Source organism: Rhizobium sp. WW22 (genome assembly GCF_047041135.1).
Lineage (GTDB): Bacteria > Pseudomonadota > Alphaproteobacteria > Rhizobiales > Rhizobiaceae > Rhizobium.
Map to the genome: position 1 here is coordinate 1,207,789 of NZ_CP178199.1, position 24,599 is coordinate 1,232,387.

A 24,599-nucleotide genomic window follows, 5' to 3' on the forward strand; every position below is an offset into this window, starting at 1 on the left:
AGACCGATATGACAATCGATACAACCGACTTCGCCTTTCACGATGTCGCTCTATGGCCGATCGTGCGCCATTCCGCTGCCTCAGTGCATCCGGGCTATTCGAAGCAATGGGAGCGGGAGATGGACGCCCTGCTCGCCCTCTCGATGCCTTTCGTCGTGATCATGGAAGGTGACGAACACACCGAAGAGCACGAGGATCGCAAGGCCCGCGGCATCTGGCTGAAGAAGAACAAGACGGCGCTTGCTGCCGTTTGCAAGGCAGTCATCGGCATTGAGGCAAGCGCAATCAAGCGCGCCGCCATGCAGCTGCAGATGAGCCTTGCAACGAAGGCATTCGGCATAAGAATGGAAATTGTTGCGTCTCGGGAGGAAGCGCTGCTTCTTGCTGAGCGGATTCTGAAAGGAAAGGACGCCGCGACCTCTCTCGCCTGCTAACCGACGCTATGCCCGACTGTCTTCAGGGCATAAGCGAACCGGACCTGACCGGCATAGAGCCCATCGATCCAACATAGATGTGGGACGGTCGCGGCCCTCAGGATGCGGATCGACGCAGAAGCGTGGTCTCCTTCCAGCCAAGCTCCGGAGCGACCAGCGTCACGAAGTCGTGGATGATCTGCCGGTATTCCTCATCGTGGAACTCGTAAGGCAGTTCCAGGCGGAATTCGCTGATATGAGGAAGGATCGGATCCTTACGCAGGCGTTCGAGGATTTCGTCCGACGATCCCACAAGATCGCGCGCGAAAAGCGTGCGCCGCTCGCCCTGGGGCGAAAGCGTGCGCTCGTATCGGCCGGCGGCATAGTCGGTATAGCGTTTGCGGGTGATCGCATCCGCGCTGTCGAAGGGCACGATGACCCGGCCAAGCGCCACCCGCCTCGTATCGCCTCCGGACGCGCGATAGGTTTCCAGCTGTCGCGATTGAGCAACGAAGAAATCGTCGGTCTGCTCGCCCGTGGTGACGTTGCCGATCAGCAGATTGAAGCCGTTGCGGCCGGCCCATTCGGCAGACCGCAACGAGCCGCCGCCATACCAGATGCGATCGATCAAGCCTTTCGCATAGGGCTGGAGGCGCGGACGCTGCGGGCCGAACGGCGTCTTGATGAGCGTAGCCTGATTGCCGAGATAGGCGCCCTTCAGATTGTCGGCAAAGCGCAGCACCCGCTGATGAGAGAAATCGTGGTTCTCCCAATCGCCATCGAAAGCAAGCGGCCCGATCAGATCCGCATGCAGCGGCCGACCAGCGCTCAATCCGATGTTCAGCCGTCCGCGCGAGAGCACATCCACCGTCGCCAGATCCTCGGCCAGCCGATATGGGCTTTCATAGCCGATAGGAATGACGGCGGTGCCAAGCTCGATGTGGCGCGTGCGCTGCGTCGCAGCCGCCAGAAAGGCACTCGCCGAGGAAATACCGGGCTCCAAGTGCCGCTGGCGAACCCAGGCGCTGTTGAAACCCCTATCCTCTCCGTATTCAAGCAATTGCAAGGTCTGTTCCAGACCGGCGAGTGGATCCTCATCCGGATAATTTCCAGGTGTGAGAAAGCCGATGTGGTTGATCGATGGGGCTTGGTGGCTCATGCGGCTGTCTCCTCAAAATTTCGGCAGGCCCGGCGGATTGGTTTCCGATTTCGGCAAGGCTTCTTCGGCAAGATGCCAATGGTCGAGGATCTTGGCGTAGGTGCCATCCTTGATCAGTCCATTCGTCGCGAGCGTCAGCGCCGGCGCAAGGCCGCTGCCCTTTCGCGTGGTGATCGCGACATCCGAGCGATCCGGCCAACCGGCGCTCAGCGTGCCCACGCGCTTGATATCCTTGTCGCGGGCGGCGATGTAGACAAGCTGGGCGTGCGGCTGCACGATGACATCGGCGCGGTTGGAACGCAGAGCCAGAAGGCTCGCCGCCTCGTCGTCGTAATATTGCAGCTCTATCGGCTTCAAACCGGCTTTGACATCCTCATCGCTCCATTTGAGCAGGATGCGCTCCTGGTTCGTGCCGGCACCGACGATGATGCGAAGGCCAGCCGCGTCCTTCGGCTCCTTGATACCAGTGATCTTGCTGTCGTTCTTGACGAAGAAGCCGTGCAGGCCCTGTCGATAGGTGGAGAAATCGAACTTCTCCTTGCGCTGCTCGGTGACGCCGACATTGGAGATCACGGCGTCGTATTTGCCCGAGGTCAGCCCCAGCGGCCAGTCGATCCAGGCGACCGGGACAAGCTCGAGCTTCAGGCCAAGCGCATCGGCAACCGCATAGGCGTAATCGGGATCGGCACCAACCACCGTCTTGGCATCAGTCGCATAGGTCGCAAGCGGCGGACCGCCTGGTGCGACCGCCACGGTGAATGTGCCTGATGTAACGAACTTGAAATCCTTCGGAATAGCGGCAATCGCCGCTTCGTTTTTCGCCGCGTGAACACGTCCTGGTTGTTCCGGGCTTAGATCGAAATCTTCGGTCGCCATTGCCGGCGCGAGACCGGTCAAGGCAAGCGCCACTGCGCCTGCCAGCATAGTCTTGAAGTTGATGCGGATAGTCACGGAACCTGTATCTCCATTTGAGATGGATGGGAGCGGACCGACGTGAGCCCCACTGACGCCGGTCCGCCCGACCAACATTACGAACCGCTCTTCGGCAGGCCCGCAGGGTTGGTCTTGGATTGATCGACCGCTTCGGCAGTCAGGCTCCAGCGCTTCAGCACTTCGCCATACTTGCCGTTCTTGATCAGATCGTTGAGTGCGAGGGTGATCGCGTCAGCAAGGCCAGCGCCCTTCTTCGTCGTCACGGCGATTTCGGCCGTCAGCGGCCAACCGCCGGAGACGGTGCCGACAAGCTTTCTCGTGCCGTTGATGGCGGCCTTATAGGCCTGTGTCGCATTCGGATTGAACTCGACATCGGCACGACCGGACTGCAAGGCAAGATCGGCGGCGGCGCGATCGTCGTAATACTGAACCTCGATAGGCTTCAGGCCGGCTGCCACATTCTGCCGGTCCCATTCCAGAATGATCTTCTCCTGATTGGTGCCAGCGCCGGTGATCACCTTGAGACCTGCAACATCCTTCGGCTCCTTGATCGAGGTGATCTTGCTGTCGGCCTTCACGTAGAAGCCGAGCACGTCCCTGCGATAAGTGGAGAAATCGAACTTCAGCTTGCGCTCTTCCGTGACCGTCACATTGGAAATGACAGCATCATACTTTCCGGAGGAGACGCCGAGCGGCCAGTCTTCCCAGGCGACCGGCACCAGCTCCAGCTGAAGGCCGAGAGAGTCGGCAAGCAACTGCGCGATATCCGGATCAGTGCCGACAACCGTTTTCGCGTCGGTCGCATAGGTGGCGATCGGCGGGTCCCAAGGGTTGATCGCGACCGTGAACTTGCCGGGATTGACGAACTTGAAGCCCGGCGCAATCGCCTTGATCGCTGCCTCGTCCTTCTCGGCACGGATGCGATTGGAGGTATCCGGGCTCAGGTTGAACTTTTCGGCCGCAATCGTCGGCGTCCCACTCATCGTTACCGCCGTTAGAACGCCGGCAACGATATATCTTGCTCTCTCAATGAATGTCATTTCCCTTCTCCTTTTTCAATTATAAGTTGTCTATGCTGCTATAATGATCCGGACGCCTGCTGCGTCAGAGCGTCGAATGCCTGCCTGCGACTGCTAGAGAACCTTGGCGAGGAAAGCGCGCGTGCGCGGATGTCTCGCATCGTTGAGGATCTGTGTGGGCGTGCCGGCTTCGATAACGTGGCCGCCCTCCATGAAGACGATGCTATCGGCGACCTCGCGGGCAAAGCCGATCTCGTGGGTGACGATGACGAGCGTAGTGCCGGTGCGCGCAAGCTCCTTGATGACATCGAGGACTTCGCCGACGAGCTCGGGATCGAGTGCGGAGGTTGGCTCGTCGAAGAGAAGGACCTTCGGCCGCAACGCCAGGGCACGGGCGATGGCAACACGCTGCTGCTGGCCGCCGGAGAGCTGGCGGGGATAGGCATCGATCTTGTCGCTAAGGCCGACGCGGGCGAGAAGCTCTTGCGCATAGGCGGTCGCTTCGTCGCGGCTCACCCCACGTACCTGGATGGGTGCCTCGATAATATTTTCTAAAACAGTGAGATGCGGAAACAAGTTAAAGTTCTGAAAGACCATGCCGATGTCGGTCCGGCGCTTCAGAATGTCCTTTTCCTTAAGCTCATAGAGCACCTCGCCCTTCTGCGTGTAGCCGACGAGTTTGCCATCGACGGAGATGAAGCCGCTGTCGACGCGCTCGAGATGATTGATCGAACGCAACAGCGTCGATTTTCCCGAGCCCGACGGACCGATATGGCCGTGACGCTGCCGGCCGGCAGGTTAAGCTCGACATCGTCGAGAACTTTCAGCGTGCCGAAGCTCTTCGAAATACCATGGATGCGCACGGCACCGCCCCTGGCACGAAGATCTGTCACGCTCCGAAAAGCGGCGAATGCCCTGGTGTCCGAACTACCGTCTACAGTAGCGGGCAGCGGCCGCTGGAAGCGTCGGAAGAATGCCTGAAACGGCAAAGGTGTCGGATTGCGCACCGCACCCTTGGAGAAATAGCGCTCGATATAGTGCTGGGCAATCGATAGCACCGTCATGATGACGAGATACCAGACGGTTGCCACCATCAGCAGTGGAATGACTTCCAGATTGCGGCGGTAGATGACCTGCACCGTGTAGAAGAGTTCCGGCAGGGCCAGCACGTAGACCATGGAGGTGCTTTTGGCGAGGCCAATGATCTCGTTGAAGCCCGTGGGCAGGATGGAGCGCATCGCCTGTGGCAGAATGATGCGGAACGCCTGACGGCGGCGCGACAGGCCGAGGGACGCGGCCGCTTCCAGCTGACCCTGGTCGACTGACAGAATGCCGCCGCGCACGATTTCGGCAAAGAAGGCCGACTGGTTCAGCGTCAGCCCGAGAAAGGCCGCAGCAAACGGCGTCAGGAGCTGCGTGGTCGGATAATCGAACAGAACCTTGTCGCTGAACGGGACTCCAATGCTAATGGTTTCATAGAGATAGCCGAGATTGTTGAGAACCAGCAGCAGCACGATCATCGGGATCGACCGCAGCAGCCAAATATAGCCCCAGGAGAGGCTCGCAAGTAGCGGCGACTTCGATACGCGCGCCAGAGCCAATGCCGTTCCGAGCATAGAGCCTGACACCGCCGCAAGCGCTGTCAGAAGCAGCGTCCTGCCAAGGCCAACCAGCACCGGCTCCGCAAAGAACCACTCGGCGAAGACACCCCAGCCCCAGCGCGGATTGGTGAAGGTGGAGTAGAGGACGACCGCCATGACGACTGCGGCAAAGATCGTGCCGGCGGTTCGTCCAGGGTGCCTCGCCGGCACGATGCGATAACGCGAATAATCTGTCTTCGTCTCGGCGGCTCCAGTGCCTCGATCGACACCCGCAAAATCCGTCGTCAGCGCCATGATCCTTACCCCTTTTGATTGTCGTTGATCCGCTACGCATTACCGGCCGGCGGCAGCCAAGCGCTGCTGCGAGCCCGAGGTTTCGGCGATATAGGCCAGAGCCAAATGGCTGATATCCTTCTCGAAAGGCAGGCTCTTGTAGATTTCCGGATCGACGGAGGTATCGAACAGGGCCGTGTAGCCATTATTGAGGTAAAGACCGACGGCCTCGGGCTGGCGAAAGCCTGTCGTCAGGTAGATGCGGCGATAGCCCTGCCGCGCCGCCTGGGCCTCCAGTTCGACCAGCAGCCTACGCGCCAATCCCTGACGACGGAAATCGTGCCGCGTCCAAATCCGTTTGAATTCGGCGGTTTGGTCGTCATAGTGCTTGAAAGCGCCGCCGCCGATCGTCTCACCATTTCGGAGCAGGAGCAGAAAATTGCCATGCGGCGGCGCAAAGGCTTCCGGCGGATAGCGATTGAGTTCGGCAGCCGCCCCTTCGGCATTGAAATAGTTGCCGTAGCGGCTGTCATATTCATGGATCAGCTCGTCAATCAGCGGCTTGGCGCGGGGGTCCAGCGTGGTCGTATAAAGAAACGTGTCGCTCATATCGTTCGTCACCCGTTGTCATTCGCGAGGAAAGCTTCGGCGAGCCGCACCCAGTAGCGGGCTGCCGGTGCGATGATGGCGTCGTTGAAATCGTAGCGGGCGCTGTGCAGCGGCGCGCTGTCGCCATTGCCGACGAAGAGGTAGCTCCCTGGCTTTGCCTGCAGCAGGAAGGCAAAGTCTTCGCTCGCCGTCCTCGGCCGGAAATCCGCCTCGACGGCAGCGCCTCCAAGCGCCTGCAAGGCGACATTGCGGGCGAATTCCGTCTCTTCGGCATGATTGACGAGCGCGGGAAAACCTAGGCGGTAATCGACTTTCGCCTCGGCGCCAAAGCTTTCCGCCTGCGCGCGCGCCAAGGCGGAAATTCGTTCCTGCAATCTCGCCCGAACAGTCTCATTGTAGGCGCGCACGGTCAGCTTCATCTCCACGCTTTCCGGGATGACGTTCGAAGCCGAACCGGCGTGAATGGAACCGACCGTTGCGACAGCCATCTCCTGAGGATCGATATTGCGCGAGACGACGCTTTGCAGGGCGGTGATGAACGAGGCCGAAGCCAGCACCGGGTCGACCGCACGATGCGGCTCGGCACCATGCCCGCCTTTTCCAACGATCGTGATGACCGCCTTGTCGACTGAGGCCATCGCCGGGCCGGCAACGAAACCAAACTGCCCCGCCCCAACGCCGGGCCAATTGTGCAGCCCGAAGACCGCATCGACGGGGAAACGATCGAAAAGTCCTTCCGATAACATCTTGCGCGCACCGGCGCCGATTTCCTCAGCCGGCTGGAATATCAGCCGCAGCGTGCCGCTGAAATTGCCGCTTTCGGCAAGATAGCGGGCTGCAGCCAGCAGGATCGACGTATGCCCGTCGTGACCGCATGCATGCATGACGCCGGGATTGGAACTCGCATAATCAAGCCCCGTCGCCTCTTCGATCGGCAAGGCATCCATGTCGGCGCGGATGCCGATACAGCGGTTGCCATTGCCCCGCCTCAGCGTCGCGATCACGCCGGTACCGGCTATGCCTGTTGCGACGTCGTAGCCCCACTCGGCAAGCAGCGAGGCCACCTTCTTGGCGGTACGATGCTCCTGAAAGGCGAGTTCGGGATATTGATGCAGATCGTGCCTAAGCGCGATGATTTCATCGAGATAGGCGGCGATCCCTGTCGCGATTGGATCGGTAATCGAAACGGTCTTGATGATGGCGTTCATGGTGATCGTCCTGGCTCAAGCGCCTACGGCCTTTGCGGGTTCGATGTCGGCAGCCTCTGCCGCATAACGGCTTTCGCGATACGGCAGTCCCAGATGATCGCGGAGCGTCTCGCCTTTCAAAGCGGGATCGAAATAGCCCCGCTCGGTCAGGATCGGCAGGACATGCCTGGAGAAATCGTCGAAGCCTTCACCGATGACGGGGAAGCCGAGGATGAAGCCGTCGGCGCCCTCTTCGTCCACCCAGCGGATGATTTCATTGGCAATGTGCTCGGCCGTGCCGATGAAGGAGGTTCGCGGCGTTGCTGCGTCGAGCGCCACTTCGCGCAGGGTGAGACCTTTCTCGCGCGCCGTCTTTTTGATCCGGTCTGTCGTCGCGCGGAAATTGTTGCGGCCGATATCGCCAAGGTCGGGAAACGGCTCGTCCAACGGGTAGGCGCTGAAATCGTGATGATCGAAGAAGCGGCCGAGATAGGCGAGCGCTTCCTCGATGGTGACGAGATTGCGGATCGCCTGGTATTTGGCTTCCGCCTCCTCCTGCGTAGCGCCGACGATCGGGCCGATGCCGGGGAAGATGCCGATATCGGCGGCGCTGCGGCCATGCGCGATCGCGGATTGTTTGACCTGCTTGTAGAAGATCTTCGCGTCTTCCAGCGGCCCGCCATTGGTGAAGACGGCATCGGCATGTTTGCCGGCCAGCCGGATGCCGGAATCGGATGCACCAGCCTGGAAGACCACCGGCTGGCCCTGCTTGGAGCGACCGATATTGAGGGGGCCTTCGATGCGGAAGAACCGGCCTTTGTGGTTCAGGCGATGCAGCTTGGATTTGTCGGCGTAGACGCCGCTCTCACGGTCGCGCACGAAGGCATCGTCGTCCCAGGAATCCCAGAGCCCCTTGATCGCGTCGAGATATTCATCGGCGATCTCGTATCGCAGCTCGTGCTCGGGATGTTCGCGGCTGTAGTTGCGGCCGGAGCCTTCGAGCGGCGAGGTCACTGCATTCCAGCCCGCGCGGCCGCCGCTGATGAGATCGAGCGAGGCAAACTGCCGGGCGATGGTAAAGGGATCGCTATAAGAGGTTGATACCGTACCCACAAGGCCGAGCTTCGTGGTGAAGGCAGCAAGCGCCGAAAGGATCGTCAGCGGCTCGAAGCGATTGAGGAAGTGCGGGATCGATTGCTCATTGATATAGAGCCCGTCCGCGACGAAAGCGAAGGCGATACCAGCCTCTTCGGCCTTGCGGGCCGTCTTGACGAAGAAGTTCAGATTGGTGCTGGCATCGGCTGGAACGCTCGGATGCTTCCAGGCATTCATGTGGCCGCCGGGACCCTGTAGCATGATACCGAAAGTGACGTGTTTTTGAGCCATGATGATCCTCCTGGGACAGGCCGCTCAGGCAACGAGGGAAAGGCGTTCTTTGGCGAGCAGCTCTATGGAATTGAGCCGTTCGGCCGCGGTTAGCGCCGGCGTGTCGAGCACGAATTCTTCGACGCCGTAGCGTCGATGGAGTGCGTCGAGCTCGTCACGGATCTGCGCCGCCGTACCGTGCAGCACGCTCGGTGCCTTCTCCTCGGTTCGGAAGTCCGAGAAGCCGGCCTGCCGCGCGAATTCCGCCGCTTGCTCCTGGGTGCCGACATTGACGCTTTGGCCGTTGGGCAGGAAGAGCTTGACGATGCGCAGCTGGCCGACGCGCTCACGGGCATGGGTTTCGCTTTCGGCAGCAAAGGCTGCGAGCGCCAGGATCGGCACCTTGCCAACCGTCGCATTCCCGTAGGCTTCGAAGGTATTGCGCAAATTTTCCGGATCGCCGTTCAGATGGCTGGCAAACACCAGCCTCCAGCCCTTCTCCGCGGCGAGTTTCGCACTCTCGACGCTGGCGCCAAGAAGGAAGCGCTCCGGCGCGCGTGGCGGAAACGGCGTCGCCAATGCGCCATCCGAATGCGGGTCGGCCGCAAGATAGGTGTTGATATCGGAAAGCTGCTCGGCGAAGTCAGGCTTCTTCTCGGGATCGAAGGCCCGCTGCAATGCCCGCGTCGAGAGCGGAAAGCCACCCGGCGCCTTGCCGACACCGAGATCCACGCGTCCCGGCGCCAACGAAGCCAGGAGATTGAAAGTCTCGGCAACCTTGTAGGCGCTATAATGCTGCAGCATGACGCCGCCGGAGCCGACGCGGATCCTCGAAGTGCGCGCAAGAAGATGAGCGATCAGGACTTCCGGCGCCGAGCTTGCGAGGTTCGCCATATTATGATGCTCGGCGACCCAAAAGCGATGATAGCCAAGTTCTTCGGCCCTAACGGCCAGCCTCGTCGTTGCGCCAAGCGCATCGGTGGCACTGAGCCCCTGTTCAATCGGACTTTTGTCGAGAAGACTAAGGAGATAAGACATGCCGTTTCATCCATGTTTTCGCTCGATGTCGACCATGGAGCTCTATAGTCTATAAAAAACATAGATTTTAAGTTATTTAAGAAACAGCTTTCTTTTTCTTCCGCCGGATGCGGAAAAAAACGGCAGTGTCGTGCGAGCTGGCAGTGAATTCACGATTCCAAGCGCATTCGGCAAAGGGAAAAGGCACAATCGACGGCGATTGCATGCAATAGATTGCCAAAACCCGCAAATCAGTTCACCTTTCGACCATGCCAGATATCGCACGACCATTCGTGACCGATGATGACCCTGATCGGGACATTCGCTGCCAGGACGCGCTTCAAGCCGCTTATCGAGAATTGGTGAGCGCTGCGATCATGGCGGGATGGTCTGAACGTGAGGTCGTTCTCGCGATTGGTGAGCTTGCGGACAAGCACTTGCTCTCGCTTGAAACCAATGACAACGCAGATGCTTTGATTGCATTGCTCCGGCGGATGACCTGATGGCCCCATCCGGGCCACGTCGCAAGCGACCTTAAATTTCGGCTCTTTCGCTATTGAGGCGTGGGTAGGTTATCCTCACGAGGGCAGGCGCTACAGTTCATATGTTGATGGCAGCCGGTTGTTTCTCTTGCTGGAAAGATGCCACGGTCGCAGTCTGTACGAATTCAGACAAACAATTCCTATTATAGTCTATAAAAATAGTTTGCTATTTCTATCGATCCAGTCCCCGATTTCGCTAGGTTCTGCGCATTGCATTCACGGAACCGCCGGCAGATCTGATCCGGCCAAGGGGACTAGTTATGAAGTTCAACACACTGATCACTGCGGCCGTGATGGGTTTCGCCAGCATTTCGATGGCGGTCGGCGCGGCCGCTGCCGACAAGAAGGTCGTCGTCGCCTATCAGACCGATGCCCTGCCCTCCTCCGTCGCGATCGCCAACGGCGAGTTCGCCAAAGAGACCGGCTATGAGATCGACTTCCGCAAGTTCAACTCCGGAGCGGAGATCTTTGCCGCCATCGCATCCGGCGACGTCCAGATCGGCTATGTCGGCTCAAGCCCGTTTGCCGCTGCCGCCTCGCGCGGGCTGGAGGTGAAGGCATTCTACCTCTCGTCCATCTCCGGCGTCGATGAAGCGCTCGTGGTGCGCAATGGCTCCGGCATCAACACACTTGCCGATCTGAAGGGGAAGAAGCTCGCGGCAGCCCCCGTTTCCACCGACCACTATCAGCTGCTCGCTCTCATCAAGTCCCTTGGTCTGAGCGAAAAGGACGTACAGGTCTTCGCCGTTCCGCAGCCGGAAATCGTCGCAAGCTACAATCGCGGCGATATCGACGGCGGTTTCGTCTGGGACCCGGCACTCACCGAGCTGAAGAAGAACGGCAAGGTGCTGGTGACATCCAAGGACGTGGCCGACAAGGGTGCCCCGACGTTTTCCGCCTGGGTCGCAACCTCGAAATTTGCCGCGGACAATCCAAAATTCCTGAAGGCCTATGCCTCGGTGATCAACAAATACTACGCCTCGTTTGCAGCCGATAAGGCCGCCTGGGGGCCGGACAGCGACAATGCCAAGGCGCTCGCCAAGCTTCTGGGCGGCACGGCAGACCAGCAGGCAGCCGCGCTCAAGAACCTCACACTGTTGACGCCCGACGTGCAGGCATCGGCCGCCTGGCTCGGTGGCGGCGATCAGTCCGGTGCGGCCAAGATCCTCAAGGACACGGCAGCCTTCCTGAAGAGCCAAGGAAAAGTCTCCGAAGTCCTGCCGAACTACGGCGCGTTCGTCACCGCCGACGCGCTTGTCAGCGCAAGCAACTGATCCTCCCTGGCGTCGGCGCGCTTGTCGCGCCGGCGTCGCAATATCGAGAGAGTCCATGCTTCAAGTCGACCATGCTAGCGTCTTCTTTGCAGCGCGTGACGGCAGAACCGTTCACGCGCTCGATCGTGTTTCCTTCACCATTCCGGAGCGCGGTATCGTCGTAGCGCTCGGCGCGTCCGGCTGCGGCAAATCCACCCTGCTCAATGCGATCGCCGGCTTCCTGCCGTTGTCCGAGGGGAAGATCACGCTCGACGGCAGGCCTGTTTCAGGACCAGGTGCCGATCGAGGCGTCGTCTTCCAGAAGGATTCGCTGCTGCCATGGAAGTCCGTCATCGACAACGTGGCTCTCGGCCTCCAATTTGCCGGATTGGGCAAGCGGGAACGCCGTGATCGCGCTTCCGAGCTTTTGCGGCTGGTGGGCCTCACCGACTTTGCCAGCGCTCTGCCCTATGAATTATCGGGCGGCATGCGCCAGCGCGTCGGCATTGCCCGGGCACTCGCCACTGATCCCGACATATTGCTGATGGACGAACCCTTCGGCGCGCTCGACAGCCTGACGCGCGAGCAGATGCAGGAACTGCTGGTCTCCGTCTGGGCCAGAACCGACAAACGCATTTTCTTCATTACCCACTCGATAGAGGAGGCGCTTTTCCTCGGAACGGAGGTTCTGGTCATGTCTCCGAGACCGGGGCGTGTCGTTGCGCGCTTCGAACTCGATTTCGTACATCGCTTTGCCGCCAGCGGCGATACGAGAGCGATCCTGTCATCTCCCGAATTCGGCAACCTTCGGGACGAGATTCGCGCGATCCTTCACAGCGCCGATCACGTCAGGAGTGCGGCATGAGCGATATTATCGAAACGCGCCCAGTCGCCGGACCTGAAAAGGAAACGCGCCCGAAGCTGGTTCGCATTCCCGGCTTCGGCGTTGGTGAAAAACCCACCATCGCCATCAGCATCGCCACGGCAGTCGCCTGCCTGGCGCTGTGGTGGTTCGTCGCCAAGCTCGGACTGGTGTCGCATCTCTTCCTGCCCCGGCCTGACGAGGTGCTGACGCAGATCGGCGTCGTCTATCGCGATGGCTATGCCGGCGCCTCGCTTTCCGAACACATATTGGCGAGCTTGTTTCGTATCGTCGTTGCTGCGGCCATCGCGATCGGGATAGGCATTCCCGTTGGTCTGCTGATGGGTCTCAACCGCTGGGCAAAGGGAATTCTGGATACGCCCATCGAATTCTATTGGCCGCTGCCTCCCCTTTCCTATCTGCCGCTGATGATCATATGGCTTGGAATCGGCGAAACCTCGAAGATCACCCTTCTCGTGCTCGCTATGTTCGCGCCGATCTGCCTGTCCGCTCAGGCCGGCGTCCGTTCGCTGCCGCTGGAGCGGGTCAATGCTGCGCGTTCGCTGGGAGCGAACCGGCTGCAGCTCTTCCTGAATGTCGTCCTGCCTTCGGCCCTGCCGGAAATCCTGACCGGCATCCGGATCGCCTTCGGCATCGGCTGGGGAACGCTGGTAGCGGCGGAACTCATCGCTTCGACACGCGGCATCGGCTTCATGATCATGTCGGCATCGCAGTTCCTTGCCACCGACGTTGTCTTCGTCGGCATCGGCATCATTGCGGTCTGCGCCTTCGCATTTTCCGCCGCCATTCGCATCCTCGAGGCGGTCCTCGTTCCGTGGAAGGGCAAGCTTTAGTCGCAACGGCCGGAAGCCGAGATCGCTTACGGCTTTCCTCACCATCAAGTCCCTCGTTGGATTCAGAAGACTGACAGGCACAGCATGAGCAGCAATTGCGAATTTCTTTGGTACATCCCCAATGATGTCAAACCGGGCCACCGCGGCGATTCCGCTGTCGAAAATCATAACAGCCTGGAGACCCTGACCAGCCATGCCAAAGCCTTGGAAGATCACGGCTGGAAGGGCGCATTGATCGGCACCGGCTGGGGCCGACCCGACACCTTCACCGTCGCGGCCGCACTTACCGCACGCACCACTAGCTTCGAGCCGCTCATCGCAATCCGCCCCGGCTACTGGCGGCCGGCGCACTTCGCCTCCGCCGCCGCCACGTTGGATCAGCTGAGCGGCGGCCGGGTGCGCGTCAACATCGTTTCCGGCAAGGACAATCTTGCCGCCTCTGGCGACGGCGAGGGCGATCAAGCCCACCGCTATGGCCGCACCAAGGAATTCATGCGGCTCACCCGCAGGCTCTGGACCGAAGAGAACGTCACCTATGAAGGAGAACATTTTCGCGTCAGCGAATCCACGGCTGCGCCCCGCATCGAGCCTCGCGGCAAACGCCTGCATCCCAAACTCTATTTCGGCGGCGCTTCGGATGCGGCAGAGCGTGTCTCAGCAACGGAGGCCGATGTGCAGCTTTTCTGGGGCGAGCCGCTCGCCGATATCGCTGAGCGGATCAGCCGGCTCAGGACACTCAGCCGAGATCTTGATCGCGATCTGCCGCCGCTGGAATTCGGGCTGCGCATAACGACGCTGGTGCGCGACACGACGGAGCAGGCCTGGATCGATGCCGAGGCGAAAGTCGCCGAGATGGCTGAGAATAAGGGCGTCGGCTGGAACGATCACCGGCAATCGATCGCGGTGGGCCAGAAACGGCTATTCGATCTCGCCGCGCGTGGCGACGTGCTTGATGACAATCTCTATACCGCGCCCGGCAAGTTCGGCGGTGGCGGCGCCGGGACCACATGGCTGGTCGGCTCGGCAGAGGATGTCGCCCGCTCCCTGCGCAAATACCGCGATCTCGGCATCACGCACTTCGTCCTCTCGGACACGCCCTATCTGCCGGAGATCAAACGGCAGGGCGAGCAGCTGCTGCCGCTTTTACGCGGCTGAAGTCTCTCAGACGCGATATCAGCTTAGGCAGGACTATTTCGATTTCACAGGCGGTGGAAATCGGCCGTCGGGGTTTCATAACGTCGCTGAATTATTTATAGTCGAGGCTAAACATCATTACACGGTTCTTAATCATGGGGAGATGAGCCGCCTTGACGAAATTGCCTGCCGCCGCGGAAAGCCGTCTGTCGTCGACCGAGATCGAGACGCACGCCGAGGCCTTTCAGAAAAGCCGCGAAGATCGACGCACGGAATTGATGGAAGACTATGTCGAGCTCATCGCCGATCTGATAGAACATGCCGGCGAGGCACGCCAGACCGACATTGCACAGAGGCTGGGAGTAACGCAGCCGACAGTTGCCAAGATGCTCAAGCGGCTAGCCGAGGAAAATCTCATCACGCAGCGCCCCTATCGCGGCGTCTTTCTGACCGAAGAAGGCCAGCGCCTGGCCGCGGCAACCCGACGACGTCACGAGATCGTGGAAGCGGTCCTCTGCCGTCTCGGCGTCGATCCCGATACGGCAAGAAATGACGCCGAAGGAATTGAACATCACGTCAGCCAAAGGACACTCGAAGCCTTCGAACGCTTCCTGAAGACGTGACTGCTTGCAGCTGACGAAAACCGATTGCAATCAAGCCAGAGCCTCTTCTGGGCATATTTTCAACAAGAATGAGTTGAAAAGAAATCGATGCACAGCGTCCGGCTTGACCCGCTACTTGATGTCAATGCAAGCTTTACGAATGCTTGCTAACCAGAACTTAGCGAACTGTCGGCCTTTGTATTACGAATACTGACTTTTATTGCCGGCGCAGGGAATCATGATGAACGCCCAGGACTTCAGCAGCACCATTTTTGATCTTGCCCCCGTCGCCATGTGGCTGGAGGACTTCAGCGGCGTCAAGGAGCAGTTCGAATTCTGGCGCGCTGAAGGCGTGACGGACCTGCGTTCCTATCTGCTTGCCGATTTGCAGCGTGTTGCGACCTGCTCGCAGAAGATCAGGCTTCTTGCCGTCAACGCCAGGACGCTTGAGCTTTTCGAGGCGCCGTCCTTCGAAACGCTTGTCGGAAATCTCTCGCAAGTGTTCCGGGACGAGATGCTGCAAAGCCATGTAAACGAACTTGTGGCGCTCTGGGAGGGCAAGACCGAATTTTCCGGCACGGCGGTCAACTACTCGCTCGGCGGCAAAAGGCTCGACATCCAGCTGCGCGGCATCATCCTGCCGGGTCACGAGAGCTCCTGGAGCCGATTGTTGCTGACCACGGAAGACGTGACCGCTCGTGAGGAGGCAAGACGGCAGGAAGAGCGGCAGCGCCGCTACGCGGAAGGCATGTTCGAACATTCGCCCGTTTCCCTCTGGGTCGAGGATTTCAGCCGCGTAAAAATCCTGCTCGATAAAATCCGCGACCGCGGCATCGTCGACTTTCAGGTCTTTCTCGATGTGCATCCGGAATTCGTCCAGCAATGCATGAGCGAAATCAGCGTCCTTGACGTCAATCAGGCAACGCTCGATCTCTTCTGTGCGCCGGATCGCCAGACCTTGCTCCACCGGATCGGTGAAGTGTTCCGCGGCGATATGGAAAAGCATTTTCGCGGGCAATTGATGGAGTTGTGGAACGGACGCCTCTTCCATCAGCGCGAGGTGCTGAACTACGCTCTCGACGGATCGGAGCGCCATGTCCTCCTGCAATTTTCCGTATTTCCCGGTTACGAGAACGACTGGTCGCTCGTGCAGGTGGCACTGACGGATATTACCGCACGCAAGAAAGCGGAAGCCTATCTCGAATATCTCGGCAAGCACGATGTTCTCACCCGGCTTTTCAACCGCGCCTTCTATATGGAGGAGCTCAACCGGCTGGAGCGCAAATCGCTTCGGCCTGTCTCTGCGATTATCATCGATCTCGACGGGCTGAAAGAAGCCAATGACGAGAGCGGCCACGATGCCGGCGACGCGCTGTTGCGCCGCATGGGCGAGGTGCTCAACAGCGTCGTCTCGCTGCCAAATCACGCGGCGCGCATTGGCGGCGACGAATTTGCCGTTCTCCTGCCGGGCGCCGATGAAATCACTGCCGCCGCAATGGTCGAGACGATCAACGAGCTGCTGAAGATCAACAACCAGTTCTATTCAAGCGCGCCTCTCAACGTCTCCGTCGGCGTCGCAACGAGCCAGCCCGGCGAGACCATGGAAGCCATGATCAAGCGTGCGGATCTCGGCATGTACGAGCAGAAGAAGGCTCATTACGCCGCAGCGGCTACCAAACGCCCACATCGAACAAAGAACGGCGCCTGAGGCCCGGCACTCGGCTAGAGCCCTTATAGTCTATTAAAACAATCCGTTTTCACAGGGCCGATCACCGGGAACAAAGATTGCGACTTCTCATTTGGCTCGCGGGGAAAGATGGAGTTTTGACATGGACGATCAAGCCGCCAACATCGTCGTCGCAACCCGGACCGCGCTCGACCAGGCCTCAGCACTCGCGGTCCAATACGGTTTCTCGCTTCTTGGCGCGATCATTCTTCTGATCGGTGGCTGGCTTCTTGCGGGTGTTATCAGCCGCTCGGCCTATCGCGTCATCTCACGCATTCGCGGCATAGACGAAACGCTGGCGAGCTTCTTTCAGAATGTGCTGCACTATAGCTTGCTCATCCTTGTCTTCATCACCGTACTTGGCCAGTTCGGCGTGCAGACCGCCTCCATCATCGCCGCTCTCGGCGCCGCGGGTCTCGCGATCGGCCTCGCGCTGCAGGGCACGCTTCAAAACATCGCCGCCGGCATCATGCTGCTGATCCTGCGGCCGTTCCGGGTTGGCGAATATATCGAGACGACGAACGTCAAAGGCTATATCAAGGAGATCGGGCTCTTCGCGACGGAGATGAGGACGGCCGACGGTCTCTACCTCATGGCGCCGAACTCGACGCTCTGGAACACGCCCATCCTCAACCACAGCCGCGAGCCGGACCGCCGCCAGCAATTGTCCGTTGCAATGGGCGAGAAAATCGACATCGATCTTGCCCGCAGGACAATCCTCGACATCCTGAAAGCGGATCAGCGCATCAAGGCCGCGCCTGCACCGAAGGTCTACCTCGATGATCTGTCGGCCGATCAAGCCGTGCTCGACATAGAATATTGGACAGTCACATCGTCCTGGTCGGATGTCCGGCATGACGTGGTGTCCAAGCTGAAGGCTCGACTTGCCGAACCGGACATCACAATCAAAACGACCGCAGGCGTGGGTGGATCCGACGAATGATCTCGACGAAAGCCAAGCCTGCCGCCGGCAGGGAGCTGAGCAAGCGGCAGGCTTTGCGAGGCACGACACCTCAAGCAAGATCGATTTCTTGCGAGGTCTAAACTTCCGCTAGCGGCATTTGTTCCGCATCATCCGAACTCTGCGATTACCCTACCATTTGATGCGGTAGTCCAGACGGACATTGCCAGCTGGCGTCAAAGTCTGCGGATCAGCAAAAGACGCTGAGAAATTCAGGTTCGGCGCCAAGGGCTGCCGAAATGAGACCGTGCTGGAAAAGGCACTGCCGACGTCCTTCAGGTTGCCGATCGCGGAGATCGAAGTTCCTGTCCAGGGAACGGCAACGGTAACGGCCTGCGTCGCGACAATGGAGTTTGCCGCGCTCCGCGTGCCCGCGTAATTGACGTTCAGCGACCTCGAAGTGCTCATGTCCAGGTTTTCCGACACCGTCCAGCTCCGTGAGCGTTCAAGGCAAAGCGCTCCCGTGCTGTTGAGCGCATCGACCCTCAATGACACCTCGCGGCGCCATACGGTGGAAAAGCGCTTGTGATCGTCGATTGCCGTGCCCCAGAGGGTCGCCAAGCTGCTGCTTCGCAAGATCGCGCCGGTAGCGGCGCTACCAAGTCCGAGATCCATGCCGGCGCTGACATCCCAGGCCATCGGCAGCCGGAAACCGAGAGTGGTCTTGTATGTTCTGGGAGCGACCTTGACCGGCGACCAGATCATCAGATCGCTGGCTTTGGTGACCTGCGGCAAGCTGACACTCGCAAGAAGACCAAGAACGCCGCGGAGGACGCGTTTTGACTTAAAGCCCATGTTAAAGCCCGCATTCTCTATGCCCCGACCTGACGATGTTCAGGCGTACCAAGGCAACAGCCAGATGCGGAACAACCGCATTCCGGCTTCAGATTGATTTTTTCGGTTAAGCGCCGGCAAAATTGCGGCACATCGGAGCCAAGGATGACGGCATCCGGTTGATGGGAACAACGCTGCTTCCAATCAAGCAGCACCCTTCGCTTAAAAGAATCCCATCCGGGGCCACGCTTGTAAACCCCTTGTTCTCAAGTTTTTTGCTGCGTTGCACACATGTCGCAGCTGCGACACCATCCCATGAAAGCGACAGTGCCGTGAGTGGCCTGAAAAACCAGTCTTGCAGGGACAAATATGTCGCCATCAAAGGGATGATCACATTCGCGCGAGCCGCGAGGTGCAAAGCATCGAAGCGGTGGCTCACTCCGCCCGGAGGCCAGCCTTCTTCAGAATCGGAAGCACTCGATCGCAGAAATAGGGCAGTTCCTGCGTATAATTGACGAAGGACAAGGCGATGCCGGCATAGCCTTGCTCGGCGATGGCAATCATCTCTTCGGCAATGCGCTGCGGCGTGCCGATCAGCGGATAGCTGCCCGCTCCACCGGCAAAGCGCTGGCGATAGCGATTATAGGCCTCGCGATCATGGGACTGTGAGAACTCCTTCTTGCCGGCCATGTGTTGGTCGACGGCGGCGTGATCGGCCATGGTCACGGCATAACGCGTATAGTAGTCCTCCGCCTCCGTTTGTGTCTCGCGGCAGACGACGTGACAAACCGTATAAACACCGACTTGCCGGCCTTTGCCTTCCGCCCGCGCTGCTATGTCAGCCACATGCTTTCCGGCGTCATCGATCTCGGTAAAGGTGGTGAAGAGATAGTCGCAATGGGCGGCTGCAAAGTCTCGGCCGGGGCCGCCGAAAGCCGCATTCATCGTCAAGGGCCGCGGCGCTTGCAGGCTTGCGGGACGGCTGACGGCCTCTTTCAGATTATAGTAGCTGCCCACATAGTCGATCGGCTCATCGGAGGCGTAGAGCCTCTCGACGATTTCGAGCCATTCGGCGGCCTGGTCGTAGCCGTTTTCGACCAGCGGCACGCCGAACATGCCGAATTCCTTCGGATTCCAGCCACAGACGATGTTCAGCCCTGCCCGCCCCCGACTGATATGATCGACCGTCGCAAGCGACTTGGCGGCATAAAGGGGATGGACGAGCGGCACATGTACCGTCATGAAGAGGCCGATCTGCTCGGTCGCGGCCGAGAGCGCAGCAGCCCAGGTGAAGGTTTCGAACGACCATTCCCGCACCCGGTTCTTGCCACCGAAGCCGCGCCAGCGGGCAATCGGCAGAAAGAATTCGAGCCCCGCCCGGTCGGCGATTTGTGCTGCAGTCAGATTATCCTGCCAGCCTGCCGTCCAGCGCTCCGGTACATCGGTAATGGCAAGGCCGCCATCTGCATTGGGCGAGAAAACACCGAGCTTCAGCCGGTTCGGCCCCTTCAGCGGATGCATCTTCATGGCGGCTTCCTCCTCCCGAGTTCACCTGGCGTCTATCCTGCAAGATCCGCAGCGACCCGATAGGAATGTGTTAGCGTTGCCATGATGAATTTCAAGCTTAAAATTTTACGATCAGCGGATAACGATCAGCTCAGTGAAACAAGGCTCTTTCGTCTTGCCTGTTGCGACGCCATACGCTTGTCACCGGCGAAAAACGGCCCACCATGCCGGCCCAATTCGCTGAGCGTCAGGTCGCACAGTGCCTCAACATCTCCCGCTGAGGCCCGACCGAAAGCATCGTCGAAGCCATCCGCCAAGTCCCGATCCACCTCATGAAGCAGGCGGGGAATCCATTTGCCCCTGCCCGACCATCTTCCTCGTCCCAGCAGCATAAGGTCAGCCAAAGGCTGGTAGAGTTGCGCGGCAATCGCTTGTATCTCCGGAGCCGTCGGCTCACCACGAAGGTCATCGAGAAGATCGGTGATCTGATATTTCAGAGCATTCAGCTTCTCACCTTCCAGCTCGGGTGGGCTGGCGTGGAGAATGCTGGCAGCATAGTCCCTCCAGATCTGCCCCTTGTCAGGATTTGGCCCGAGGATCTGGCCTGTCGCAACCATATGAATGATAACGGGATAGCCGCGCGCAACATCGCTCTCAAAGAACCAGCTGAGCGTCTCCGGGTCGTGAACAAACACTTCGAATGGAAGCTCGCCCTCGATAAAGGTTTCGCGCCAGGCGGTTTCGAGCCGATCGAAGACCACAACCAGATCGATGTCAGAGCCCTTTCTTCCCTCGCCTCGTATGATTGACCCTGAGGCAAAGGCAAAGGAATAGCCTGGAAAACGGCTTGCGAGAACCGGGCGTGTCGCCTGCATCGCCGTTTCGAATATGCTCATTTCGCTCTCCAAACATCAATTCTATTGCAGGTCCGATATGCCCGCCAGGGTCCGAGCAGGCAGGCATCGGCTCCGTGAGCTGAACGGCACTTCGCCGCCGCCATAATTGGCCGACAGCTGGCCGCAATGCTACGAGGCCAAGGGCAACTCGAAGCTTCGCTTCAGCGTTTCCATCGGCACATCGGTCTTGACGTTCAATACGCTCGGGATGCGAGTCAAGTGGTCGGCCTGAAACCGCCAATAGCTGTGCAGATCAGTCGTGACGATGCGCAAGATGGCATCGCACTCGCCGGTAGTCAGATAACATTCCATCACTTCGGGAAACCCCCTGACAGCCTCCGCAAATTGCAGGGTGACCTGCGCATCCTGCGTCTTGAACCAGACGCGGGCGAACACGGTGAGGCCCGCACCCACCTTTGCCGGGTCCAGCACGGCAACATAGCGATCGATGATGCCGGCATCCTCCAGCAATCGCACGCGGCGAAGACAGGGTGACGGCGACAGCCCCACTTCCTTCGCGAGATCGACATTGGAAATGCGTCCATCCCGTTGCAACACCTTGAGAATACGCCGGTCTATCTCATCCAGTGTCGATGACACAATATAGCTCCTATGAACAAAAAAGTGGAATAATATGCCAAATTCTCTCGTATTCTTGAACTCTTTGCAAGCTCATTGCGCATAGACTGGCCTATCGTTTCATGCATTAACATGGAGACGAAAGCTGATGTCGAAAAAGCTCAAGAAAGTCGTGCTCGCCTATTCCGGAGGACTGGACACATCCATCATCCTGAAATGGCTGCAGCAAACCTACGACTGCGAAGTCGTGACCTTTACCGCCGACCTTGGCCAGGGCGAAGAGCTTGGGCCTGCTCGCCGAAAGGCCGAACAATTGGGCGTGACAGATATCAGGATCGAGGATGTCCGCGAGGAATTCGTTCGGGATTTCGTCTTCCCGATGTTCCGGGCAAACGCGCTCTATGAGGGGCAATATCTCCTCGGCTCCTCCATCGCCCGCCCGCTGATCGCCAAGCATCTCATCAATATCGCACGCGAGCTGGGTGCCGATGCCATTGCCCACGGCTCCACAGGCAAGGGCAATGACCAGGTGCGTTTCGAACTGGCGGCCAATGCGCTCGATCCATCGATCAAGATCATTGCGCCATGGCGCGAGTGGGCCATCCAATCGCGCACCCAGCTGATCGAATACGCCGAAGCGCACCAAATTCCAGTGCCGAAGGACAAGCGTGGCGAGGCTCCATTTTCGATCGACGCAAATCTCCTGCACACGTCCACCGAGGGCAAGGTCCTGGAAGACCCGGCCGAAATCGCGCCATCCTATATCTATCAGCGCACGGTCGATCCTCTGGAGGCACCAGACGAGCCGGAAATCGTCGTCATCGGCTTTGAAAAGGGCGATGCGGTTTCCCTGAATGGCGAAGCAATGGCACCAGCGGCGCTGCTGACGAAGCTCAATGAATTGGGCGGCAGGCATGGGATCGGCAGGATCGATCTCGTCGAGAACCGTTTCGTCGAGATGAAATCGCGCGGTGTCTACGAAACCCCGGGCGGCACGATCCTCCTCGCCGCCCATCGCGGGATCGAATCGATCACGCTCGACCGCGCCGCTGCACATTTGAAGGACGAGATCATGCCTCGCTATGCTGCGCTGATCTACAACGGATTTTGGTATTCGCCCGAGCGGGAAATGCTGCAGGCATTGATAGACCGGAGCCAAATCCATGTCAGCGGCGAAGTGACGCTCAGGCTCTACAAGGGCTCAGCCAGTGTGATCGCCCGCACCTCGCCCGCATCGCTCTACTCGACCGACCTCGTCACCTTCGAGGACAGTTTCGGAGCATACGACCACCACGATGCCGAGGGCTTCATCAAGCTCAATGGCTTGCGCCTGAAAAGCTGGGCAACGCGAAACGCTAGAATAGCCACATCTGCTATTGACCTTAACTGCACTTGAGGTTGGAGAGTGGCTGGCATAACGAGGCCGATCCGCAATGAAGATACTGAAAGACGAGGATTTATGCCCTGCCGCAGTCATGCGTGGGGCGATCGATGCCTTGGAAATCGCCTTTCGGGCAAAGGCGGCTGGCAAGCTCGTGTCCCCACCCCGGCATCATGTCTCCTTTCCAAAGCGTGGAGATATCGTGTTTACGGTCGGCGGCATCGATGGTGAGCGGCCGCTTGCCGGCTTTCGTGCCTATGAGACCTTTGATGGCGGGCAGCATTCACAAGTCGTCGCTGTCTGGCGTGCCGACACTGCTGAACTGCAGGGCGTCATCCTGGGCGAGCGGCTTGGCCAGATCAGGACCGGGGCAATCGGCGGCGTGGCCATCCGTTACCTCAGCGCTCCAACCGCCAGAACGCTCGGCATCATAGGCAGTGGTGCGCAGGCGCGAACCCAGCTGGTCGCCGCGGCCGCCGTTCGCGACATAAACTCTGTCCGTGTCTTCAGCCGAAACCCAAGAAACTGCGCCGCATTCGCTGAGGAAATGCAATTGGAACTCGGCATTGCGGTGGAACCGGTCACAAGTGCCGCAAAAGCCGTGGCCGATGCCGATATTGTTTTATGCGCAACAAGCAGCGATATATCGGTGATCGATGCTTCGGATTTAAAAGCCGGCGCCCATATCAATACAATCGGTCCGAAGACGCTCGACGGGCATGAACTCGGCCTGGATGTCCCGAACATAGCCAGCATCATCGCCACGGATTCCCCTGAGCAAACGCGCGCCTATGCGTCTCCATTTTTCCTTTCCGGAACCATGCACGAGGAGCGAATGCTCGATCTTGCGACAATAGTCGCCGGCCATACGGTCGGTCGAACATCGCCCCTCGACACGACGCTCTTCTGTTCGGTCGGCCTCGCAGGTACCGAAGTCATCGTAGCATCGGCCATATTCGACACGATTTGACCACCTTGGAAAAGGCGGGGCTACATCTAGTGACCTTACCTTTTTACTCGATACAACCCTCTGGCGTCGTCACCTACGACTGCGGCGCGACCTCGCTCAGCAACCAATCCTGAAACAATATCGCCGTCTCATTCGTCTGCTTCTTTTCCGGCATGACGACGTAATAGCTGTTCTCGGTCGGCATCGGCAGATTAAAGAGCGGCAGAAGCGTGCCGGCCTTGAGCTCATCCTCGATCAGATAGGTGGGCAGAAGCGCCACACCGAGCCCGGCAATGGCCGCTGCGATGATCATGGAAAACTGGTCGAAGCGCGCCCCGGGATATGCGTTCTCGGTCGGCAGCTCCTGAAGATCGAACCATTGCGCCCAGAGCTTCGGCCGCGTTGTCAGATGCAACAGTGGGGCTCCCGATAATTCTTCCGGCGAGATCAGACCCAGCCGTCCGGCGAGTTCCCGGCTGGCAACAGGCAGCACGGTTTCGTTACAAAGGAAGGTCGCGACGGCTCCCGCCCATGCCGGCAGACCGTAGTGAATGGCGAGATCGAAATTATCCTCCTCAAAATTGAAAGGCTTGGATCGCGATTCCACCGTGATGGCGACATCGCGATGTTCGTCGAGAAACCGGCCGAGGCGCGGCACCAGCCAACGCGTACCGAAAGTCGGCAAGGTCGCGACCTTCAGCGATAATTTCATCTGGCCGGCAGCAACAGCGCCTATCATCAGCCGCTCGGAGCGCAGCAGCAGGTCCTTCACCTCCGGCAACAGCCGAAGTCCGGCCTCGGACAGCACGACGCGCTGCCGAACACGCTCGAACAATTTCAGGCCCGTCTGCTGCTCGAGATCGCTGATCTGGCGGCTGACGGCGCTTTGCGTGAGATTGAGCTCTTCGGCCGCACGCGAGAAATTCTGGTGGCGCGCGGCGCATTCGAATGCCTGCAGGTTAACGATGTCAGGGATGAGGCGGCGGCGCATGGTCATTCCATTT

23 protein-coding genes and 1 pseudogene are annotated in these 24,599 nt (G+C 59.3%); 11 read left to right on the forward strand and 13 right to left on the reverse strand.

Annotated elements, in window-relative coordinates; genetic code table 11:
• The first annotated feature begins 8 nt into the window (after nucleotides 1-8).
• Nucleotides 9-434, forward strand: coding sequence for a hypothetical protein (locus ACK83U_RS24515; RefSeq protein ID WP_112337227.1), 426 nt, complete (start codon nucleotides 9-11; stop codon nucleotides 432-434).
• 97 nt (nucleotides 435-531) lie between these two features.
• Here the strand turns inward: ACK83U_RS24515 and ACK83U_RS24520 are convergent, their stop codons facing one another.
• The 8 genes and pseudogenes from ACK83U_RS24520 to ACK83U_RS24555 form a co-directional block, all read right to left on the reverse strand.
• Complete coding sequence (locus ACK83U_RS24520; protein WP_112603752.1) at nucleotides 532-1,572, reverse strand: LLM class flavin-dependent oxidoreductase; 1,041 nt, start codon at nucleotides 1,570-1,572, stop codon at nucleotides 532-534.
• Nucleotides 1,573-1,584: 12 nt separating this feature from the next.
• On the reverse strand, nucleotides 1,585-2,523 hold the full coding sequence (locus ACK83U_RS24525) for an ABC transporter substrate-binding protein (protein ID WP_412474901.1): 939 nt from the start codon (nucleotides 2,521-2,523) through the stop codon (nucleotides 1,585-1,587).
• A gap of 77 nt (nucleotides 2,524-2,600) precedes the next feature.
• The gene (locus ACK83U_RS24530; protein WP_112603754.1) at nucleotides 2,601-3,545 is read right to left on the reverse strand and encodes an ABC transporter substrate-binding protein; all 945 of its coding nucleotides are present in this window, start codon (nucleotides 3,543-3,545) and stop codon (nucleotides 2,601-2,603) included.
• Nucleotides 3,546-3,638: 93 nt separating this feature from the next.
• Nucleotides 3,639-5,419, reverse strand: a pseudogene (locus ACK83U_RS24535) (amino acid ABC transporter permease/ATP-binding protein).
• A 39-nt stretch (nucleotides 5,420-5,458) separates the two neighbouring features.
• The gene (locus tag ACK83U_RS24540) at nucleotides 5,459-6,007 is read right to left on the reverse strand and encodes a GNAT family N-acetyltransferase (RefSeq protein ID WP_112604040.1); all 549 of its coding nucleotides are present in this window, start codon (nucleotides 6,005-6,007) and stop codon (nucleotides 5,459-5,461) included.
• An 8-nt stretch (nucleotides 6,008-6,015) separates the two neighbouring features.
• The gene (locus ACK83U_RS24545; RefSeq protein WP_112603757.1) at nucleotides 6,016-7,215 is read right to left on the reverse strand and encodes a M20 aminoacylase family protein; all 1,200 of its coding nucleotides are present in this window, start codon (nucleotides 7,213-7,215) and stop codon (nucleotides 6,016-6,018) included.
• Between the two features lie 15 nt (nucleotides 7,216-7,230).
• Nucleotides 7,231-8,580 (reverse strand): LLM class flavin-dependent oxidoreductase, encoded by a 1,350-nt coding sequence (locus tag ACK83U_RS24550; protein ID WP_112603759.1) that lies wholly within the window; start codon nucleotides 8,578-8,580, stop codon nucleotides 7,231-7,233.
• A gap of 24 nt (nucleotides 8,581-8,604) precedes the next feature.
• On the reverse strand, nucleotides 8,605-9,597 hold the full coding sequence (locus ACK83U_RS24555; RefSeq protein ID WP_112603761.1) for an LLM class flavin-dependent oxidoreductase: 993 nt from the start codon (nucleotides 9,595-9,597) through the stop codon (nucleotides 8,605-8,607).
• Between the two features lie 272 nt (nucleotides 9,598-9,869).
• Between ACK83U_RS24555 and ACK83U_RS24560 the strand changes: the two genes are divergently transcribed.
• The 8 genes from ACK83U_RS24560 to ACK83U_RS24595 all read left to right on the forward strand — a co-directional run bounded on the left by ACK83U_RS24560 (nucleotide 9,870) and on the right by ACK83U_RS24595 (nucleotide 17,492).
• Nucleotides 9,870-10,079, forward strand: coding sequence for a hypothetical protein (locus tag ACK83U_RS24560; RefSeq protein WP_310234476.1), 210 nt, complete (start codon nucleotides 9,870-9,872; stop codon nucleotides 10,077-10,079).
• A gap of 332 nt (nucleotides 10,080-10,411) precedes the next feature.
• Nucleotides 10,412-11,392 carry a taurine ABC transporter substrate-binding protein gene (gene tauA, locus ACK83U_RS24565; protein WP_405048036.1) on the forward strand — a complete coding sequence of 327 codons (981 nt, stop codon included), beginning with the start codon at nucleotides 10,412-10,414 and terminating at the stop codon, nucleotides 11,390-11,392.
• A 55-nt stretch (nucleotides 11,393-11,447) separates the two neighbouring features.
• Entirely contained in the window at nucleotides 11,448-12,236 is a 789-nt protein-coding gene (locus ACK83U_RS24570; RefSeq protein WP_112603763.1) for a taurine ABC transporter ATP-binding protein, read from the forward strand.
• Complete coding sequence (locus tag ACK83U_RS24575) at nucleotides 12,233-13,087, forward strand: ABC transporter permease subunit (protein WP_112603765.1); 855 nt, start codon at nucleotides 12,233-12,235, stop codon at nucleotides 13,085-13,087. The genes ACK83U_RS24570 and ACK83U_RS24575 overlap by 4 nt, the downstream gene beginning before the upstream one ends.
• 84 nt (nucleotides 13,088-13,171) lie before the next feature.
• Entirely contained in the window at nucleotides 13,172-14,242 is a 1,071-nt protein-coding gene (locus ACK83U_RS24580; RefSeq protein WP_112603767.1) for an LLM class flavin-dependent oxidoreductase, read from the forward strand.
• Nucleotides 14,243-14,394: 152 nt separating this feature from the next.
• Entirely contained in the window at nucleotides 14,395-14,844 is a 450-nt protein-coding gene (gene mntR / locus ACK83U_RS24585) for a manganese-binding transcriptional regulator MntR (protein WP_112603769.1), read from the forward strand.
• 217 nt (nucleotides 14,845-15,061) lie between these two features.
• The gene (locus ACK83U_RS24590) at nucleotides 15,062-16,531 is read left to right on the forward strand and encodes a sensor domain-containing diguanylate cyclase (protein ID WP_246712163.1); all 1,470 of its coding nucleotides are present in this window, start codon (nucleotides 15,062-15,064) and stop codon (nucleotides 16,529-16,531) included.
• A 121-nt stretch (nucleotides 16,532-16,652) separates the two neighbouring features.
• Nucleotides 16,653-17,492 (forward strand): mechanosensitive ion channel family protein, encoded by an 840-nt coding sequence (locus ACK83U_RS24595; protein WP_112603773.1) that lies wholly within the window; start codon nucleotides 16,653-16,655, stop codon nucleotides 17,490-17,492.
• A gap of 150 nt (nucleotides 17,493-17,642) precedes the next feature.
• Here ACK83U_RS24595 and ACK83U_RS24600 read toward each other — a convergent pair whose 3' ends face one another.
• From ACK83U_RS24600 to ACK83U_RS24615, 4 genes are all read right to left on the reverse strand, one after another.
• A complete protein-coding gene (locus ACK83U_RS24600) occupies nucleotides 17,643-18,245 on the reverse strand; it encodes a hypothetical protein (protein WP_246712162.1) in 603 nt (200 codons plus the stop codon).
• Between the two features lie 474 nt (nucleotides 18,246-18,719).
• The gene (locus tag ACK83U_RS24605; protein WP_112603777.1) at nucleotides 18,720-19,811 is read right to left on the reverse strand and encodes an LLM class flavin-dependent oxidoreductase; all 1,092 of its coding nucleotides are present in this window, start codon (nucleotides 19,809-19,811) and stop codon (nucleotides 18,720-18,722) included.
• A 125-nt stretch (nucleotides 19,812-19,936) separates the two neighbouring features.
• Nucleotides 19,937-20,686 (reverse strand): nucleotidyltransferase domain-containing protein, encoded by a 750-nt coding sequence (locus ACK83U_RS24610; protein ID WP_412474902.1) that lies wholly within the window; start codon nucleotides 20,684-20,686, stop codon nucleotides 19,937-19,939.
• A 129-nt stretch (nucleotides 20,687-20,815) separates the two neighbouring features.
• Nucleotides 20,816-21,286, reverse strand: coding sequence for a winged helix-turn-helix transcriptional regulator (locus ACK83U_RS24615; RefSeq protein WP_112603779.1), 471 nt, complete (start codon nucleotides 21,284-21,286; stop codon nucleotides 20,816-20,818).
• A 127-nt stretch (nucleotides 21,287-21,413) separates the two neighbouring features.
• Here ACK83U_RS24615 and ACK83U_RS24620 point away from each other — a divergent pair, with 127 nt between their 5' ends.
• Complete coding sequence (locus ACK83U_RS24620) at nucleotides 21,414-22,661, forward strand: argininosuccinate synthase (RefSeq protein ID WP_412474903.1); 1,248 nt, start codon at nucleotides 21,414-21,416, stop codon at nucleotides 22,659-22,661.
• 37 nt (nucleotides 22,662-22,698) lie between these two features.
• Nucleotides 22,699-23,616, forward strand: coding sequence for an ornithine cyclodeaminase family protein (locus tag ACK83U_RS24625; RefSeq protein WP_112603783.1), 918 nt, complete (start codon nucleotides 22,699-22,701; stop codon nucleotides 23,614-23,616).
• Between the two features lie 73 nt (nucleotides 23,617-23,689).
• Here ACK83U_RS24625 and ACK83U_RS24630 read toward each other — a convergent pair whose 3' ends face one another.
• Nucleotides 23,690-24,592, reverse strand: coding sequence for a LysR family transcriptional regulator (locus tag ACK83U_RS24630; protein ID WP_112603785.1), 903 nt, complete (start codon nucleotides 24,590-24,592; stop codon nucleotides 23,690-23,692).
• Nucleotides 24,593-24,599: the final 7 nt, after the last annotated feature.

Coding starts and splice junctions, on each gene's coding strand:
- ACK83U_RS24610 (WP_412474902.1), bottom strand. CDS start 20,686: ATGAGCATATTCGAAACGGCGATGCAGGCGACACGCCCGGTTCTCGCA.
- ACK83U_RS24530 (WP_112603754.1), bottom strand. CDS start 3,545: ATGACATTCATTGAGAGAGCAAGATATATCGTTGCCGGCGTTCTAACG.
- ACK83U_RS24595 (WP_112603773.1), top strand. CDS start 16,653: ATGGACGATCAAGCCGCCAACATCGTCGTCGCAACCCGGACCGCGCTC.
- ACK83U_RS24515 (WP_112337227.1), top strand. CDS start 9: ATGACAATCGATACAACCGACTTCGCCTTTCACGATGTCGCTCTATGG.
- ACK83U_RS24590 (WP_246712163.1), top strand. CDS start 15,062: ATGATGAACGCCCAGGACTTCAGCAGCACCATTTTTGATCTTGCCCCC.
- ACK83U_RS24540 (WP_112604040.1), bottom strand. CDS start 6,007: ATGAGCGACACGTTTCTTTATACGACCACGCTGGACCCCCGCGCCAAG.
- tauA (WP_405048036.1), top strand. CDS start 10,412: ATGGGTTTCGCCAGCATTTCGATGGCGGTCGGCGCGGCCGCTGCCGAC.
- ACK83U_RS24550 (WP_112603759.1), bottom strand. CDS start 8,580: ATGGCTCAAAAACACGTCACTTTCGGTATCATGCTACAGGGTCCCGGC.
- ACK83U_RS24630 (WP_112603785.1), bottom strand. CDS start 24,592: ATGACCATGCGCCGCCGCCTCATCCCTGACATCGTTAACCTGCAGGCA.
- ACK83U_RS24575 (WP_112603765.1), top strand. CDS start 12,233: ATGAGCGATATTATCGAAACGCGCCCAGTCGCCGGACCTGAAAAGGAA.
- ACK83U_RS24570 (WP_112603763.1), top strand. CDS start 11,448: ATGCTTCAAGTCGACCATGCTAGCGTCTTCTTTGCAGCGCGTGACGGC.
- ACK83U_RS24605 (WP_112603777.1), bottom strand. CDS start 19,811: ATGAAGATGCATCCGCTGAAGGGGCCGAACCGGCTGAAGCTCGGTGTT.
- ACK83U_RS24545 (WP_112603757.1), bottom strand. CDS start 7,215: ATGAACGCCATCATCAAGACCGTTTCGATTACCGATCCAATCGCGACA.
- ACK83U_RS24580 (WP_112603767.1), top strand. CDS start 13,172: ATGAGCAGCAATTGCGAATTTCTTTGGTACATCCCCAATGATGTCAAA.
- ACK83U_RS24520 (WP_112603752.1), bottom strand. CDS start 1,572: ATGAGCCACCAAGCCCCATCGATCAACCACATCGGCTTTCTCACACCT.
- ACK83U_RS24555 (WP_112603761.1), bottom strand. CDS start 9,597: ATGTCTTATCTCCTTAGTCTTCTCGACAAAAGTCCGATTGAACAGGGG.
- ACK83U_RS24620 (WP_412474903.1), top strand. CDS start 21,414: ATGTCGAAAAAGCTCAAGAAAGTCGTGCTCGCCTATTCCGGAGGACTG.
- ACK83U_RS24625 (WP_112603783.1), top strand. CDS start 22,699: ATGAAGATACTGAAAGACGAGGATTTATGCCCTGCCGCAGTCATGCGT.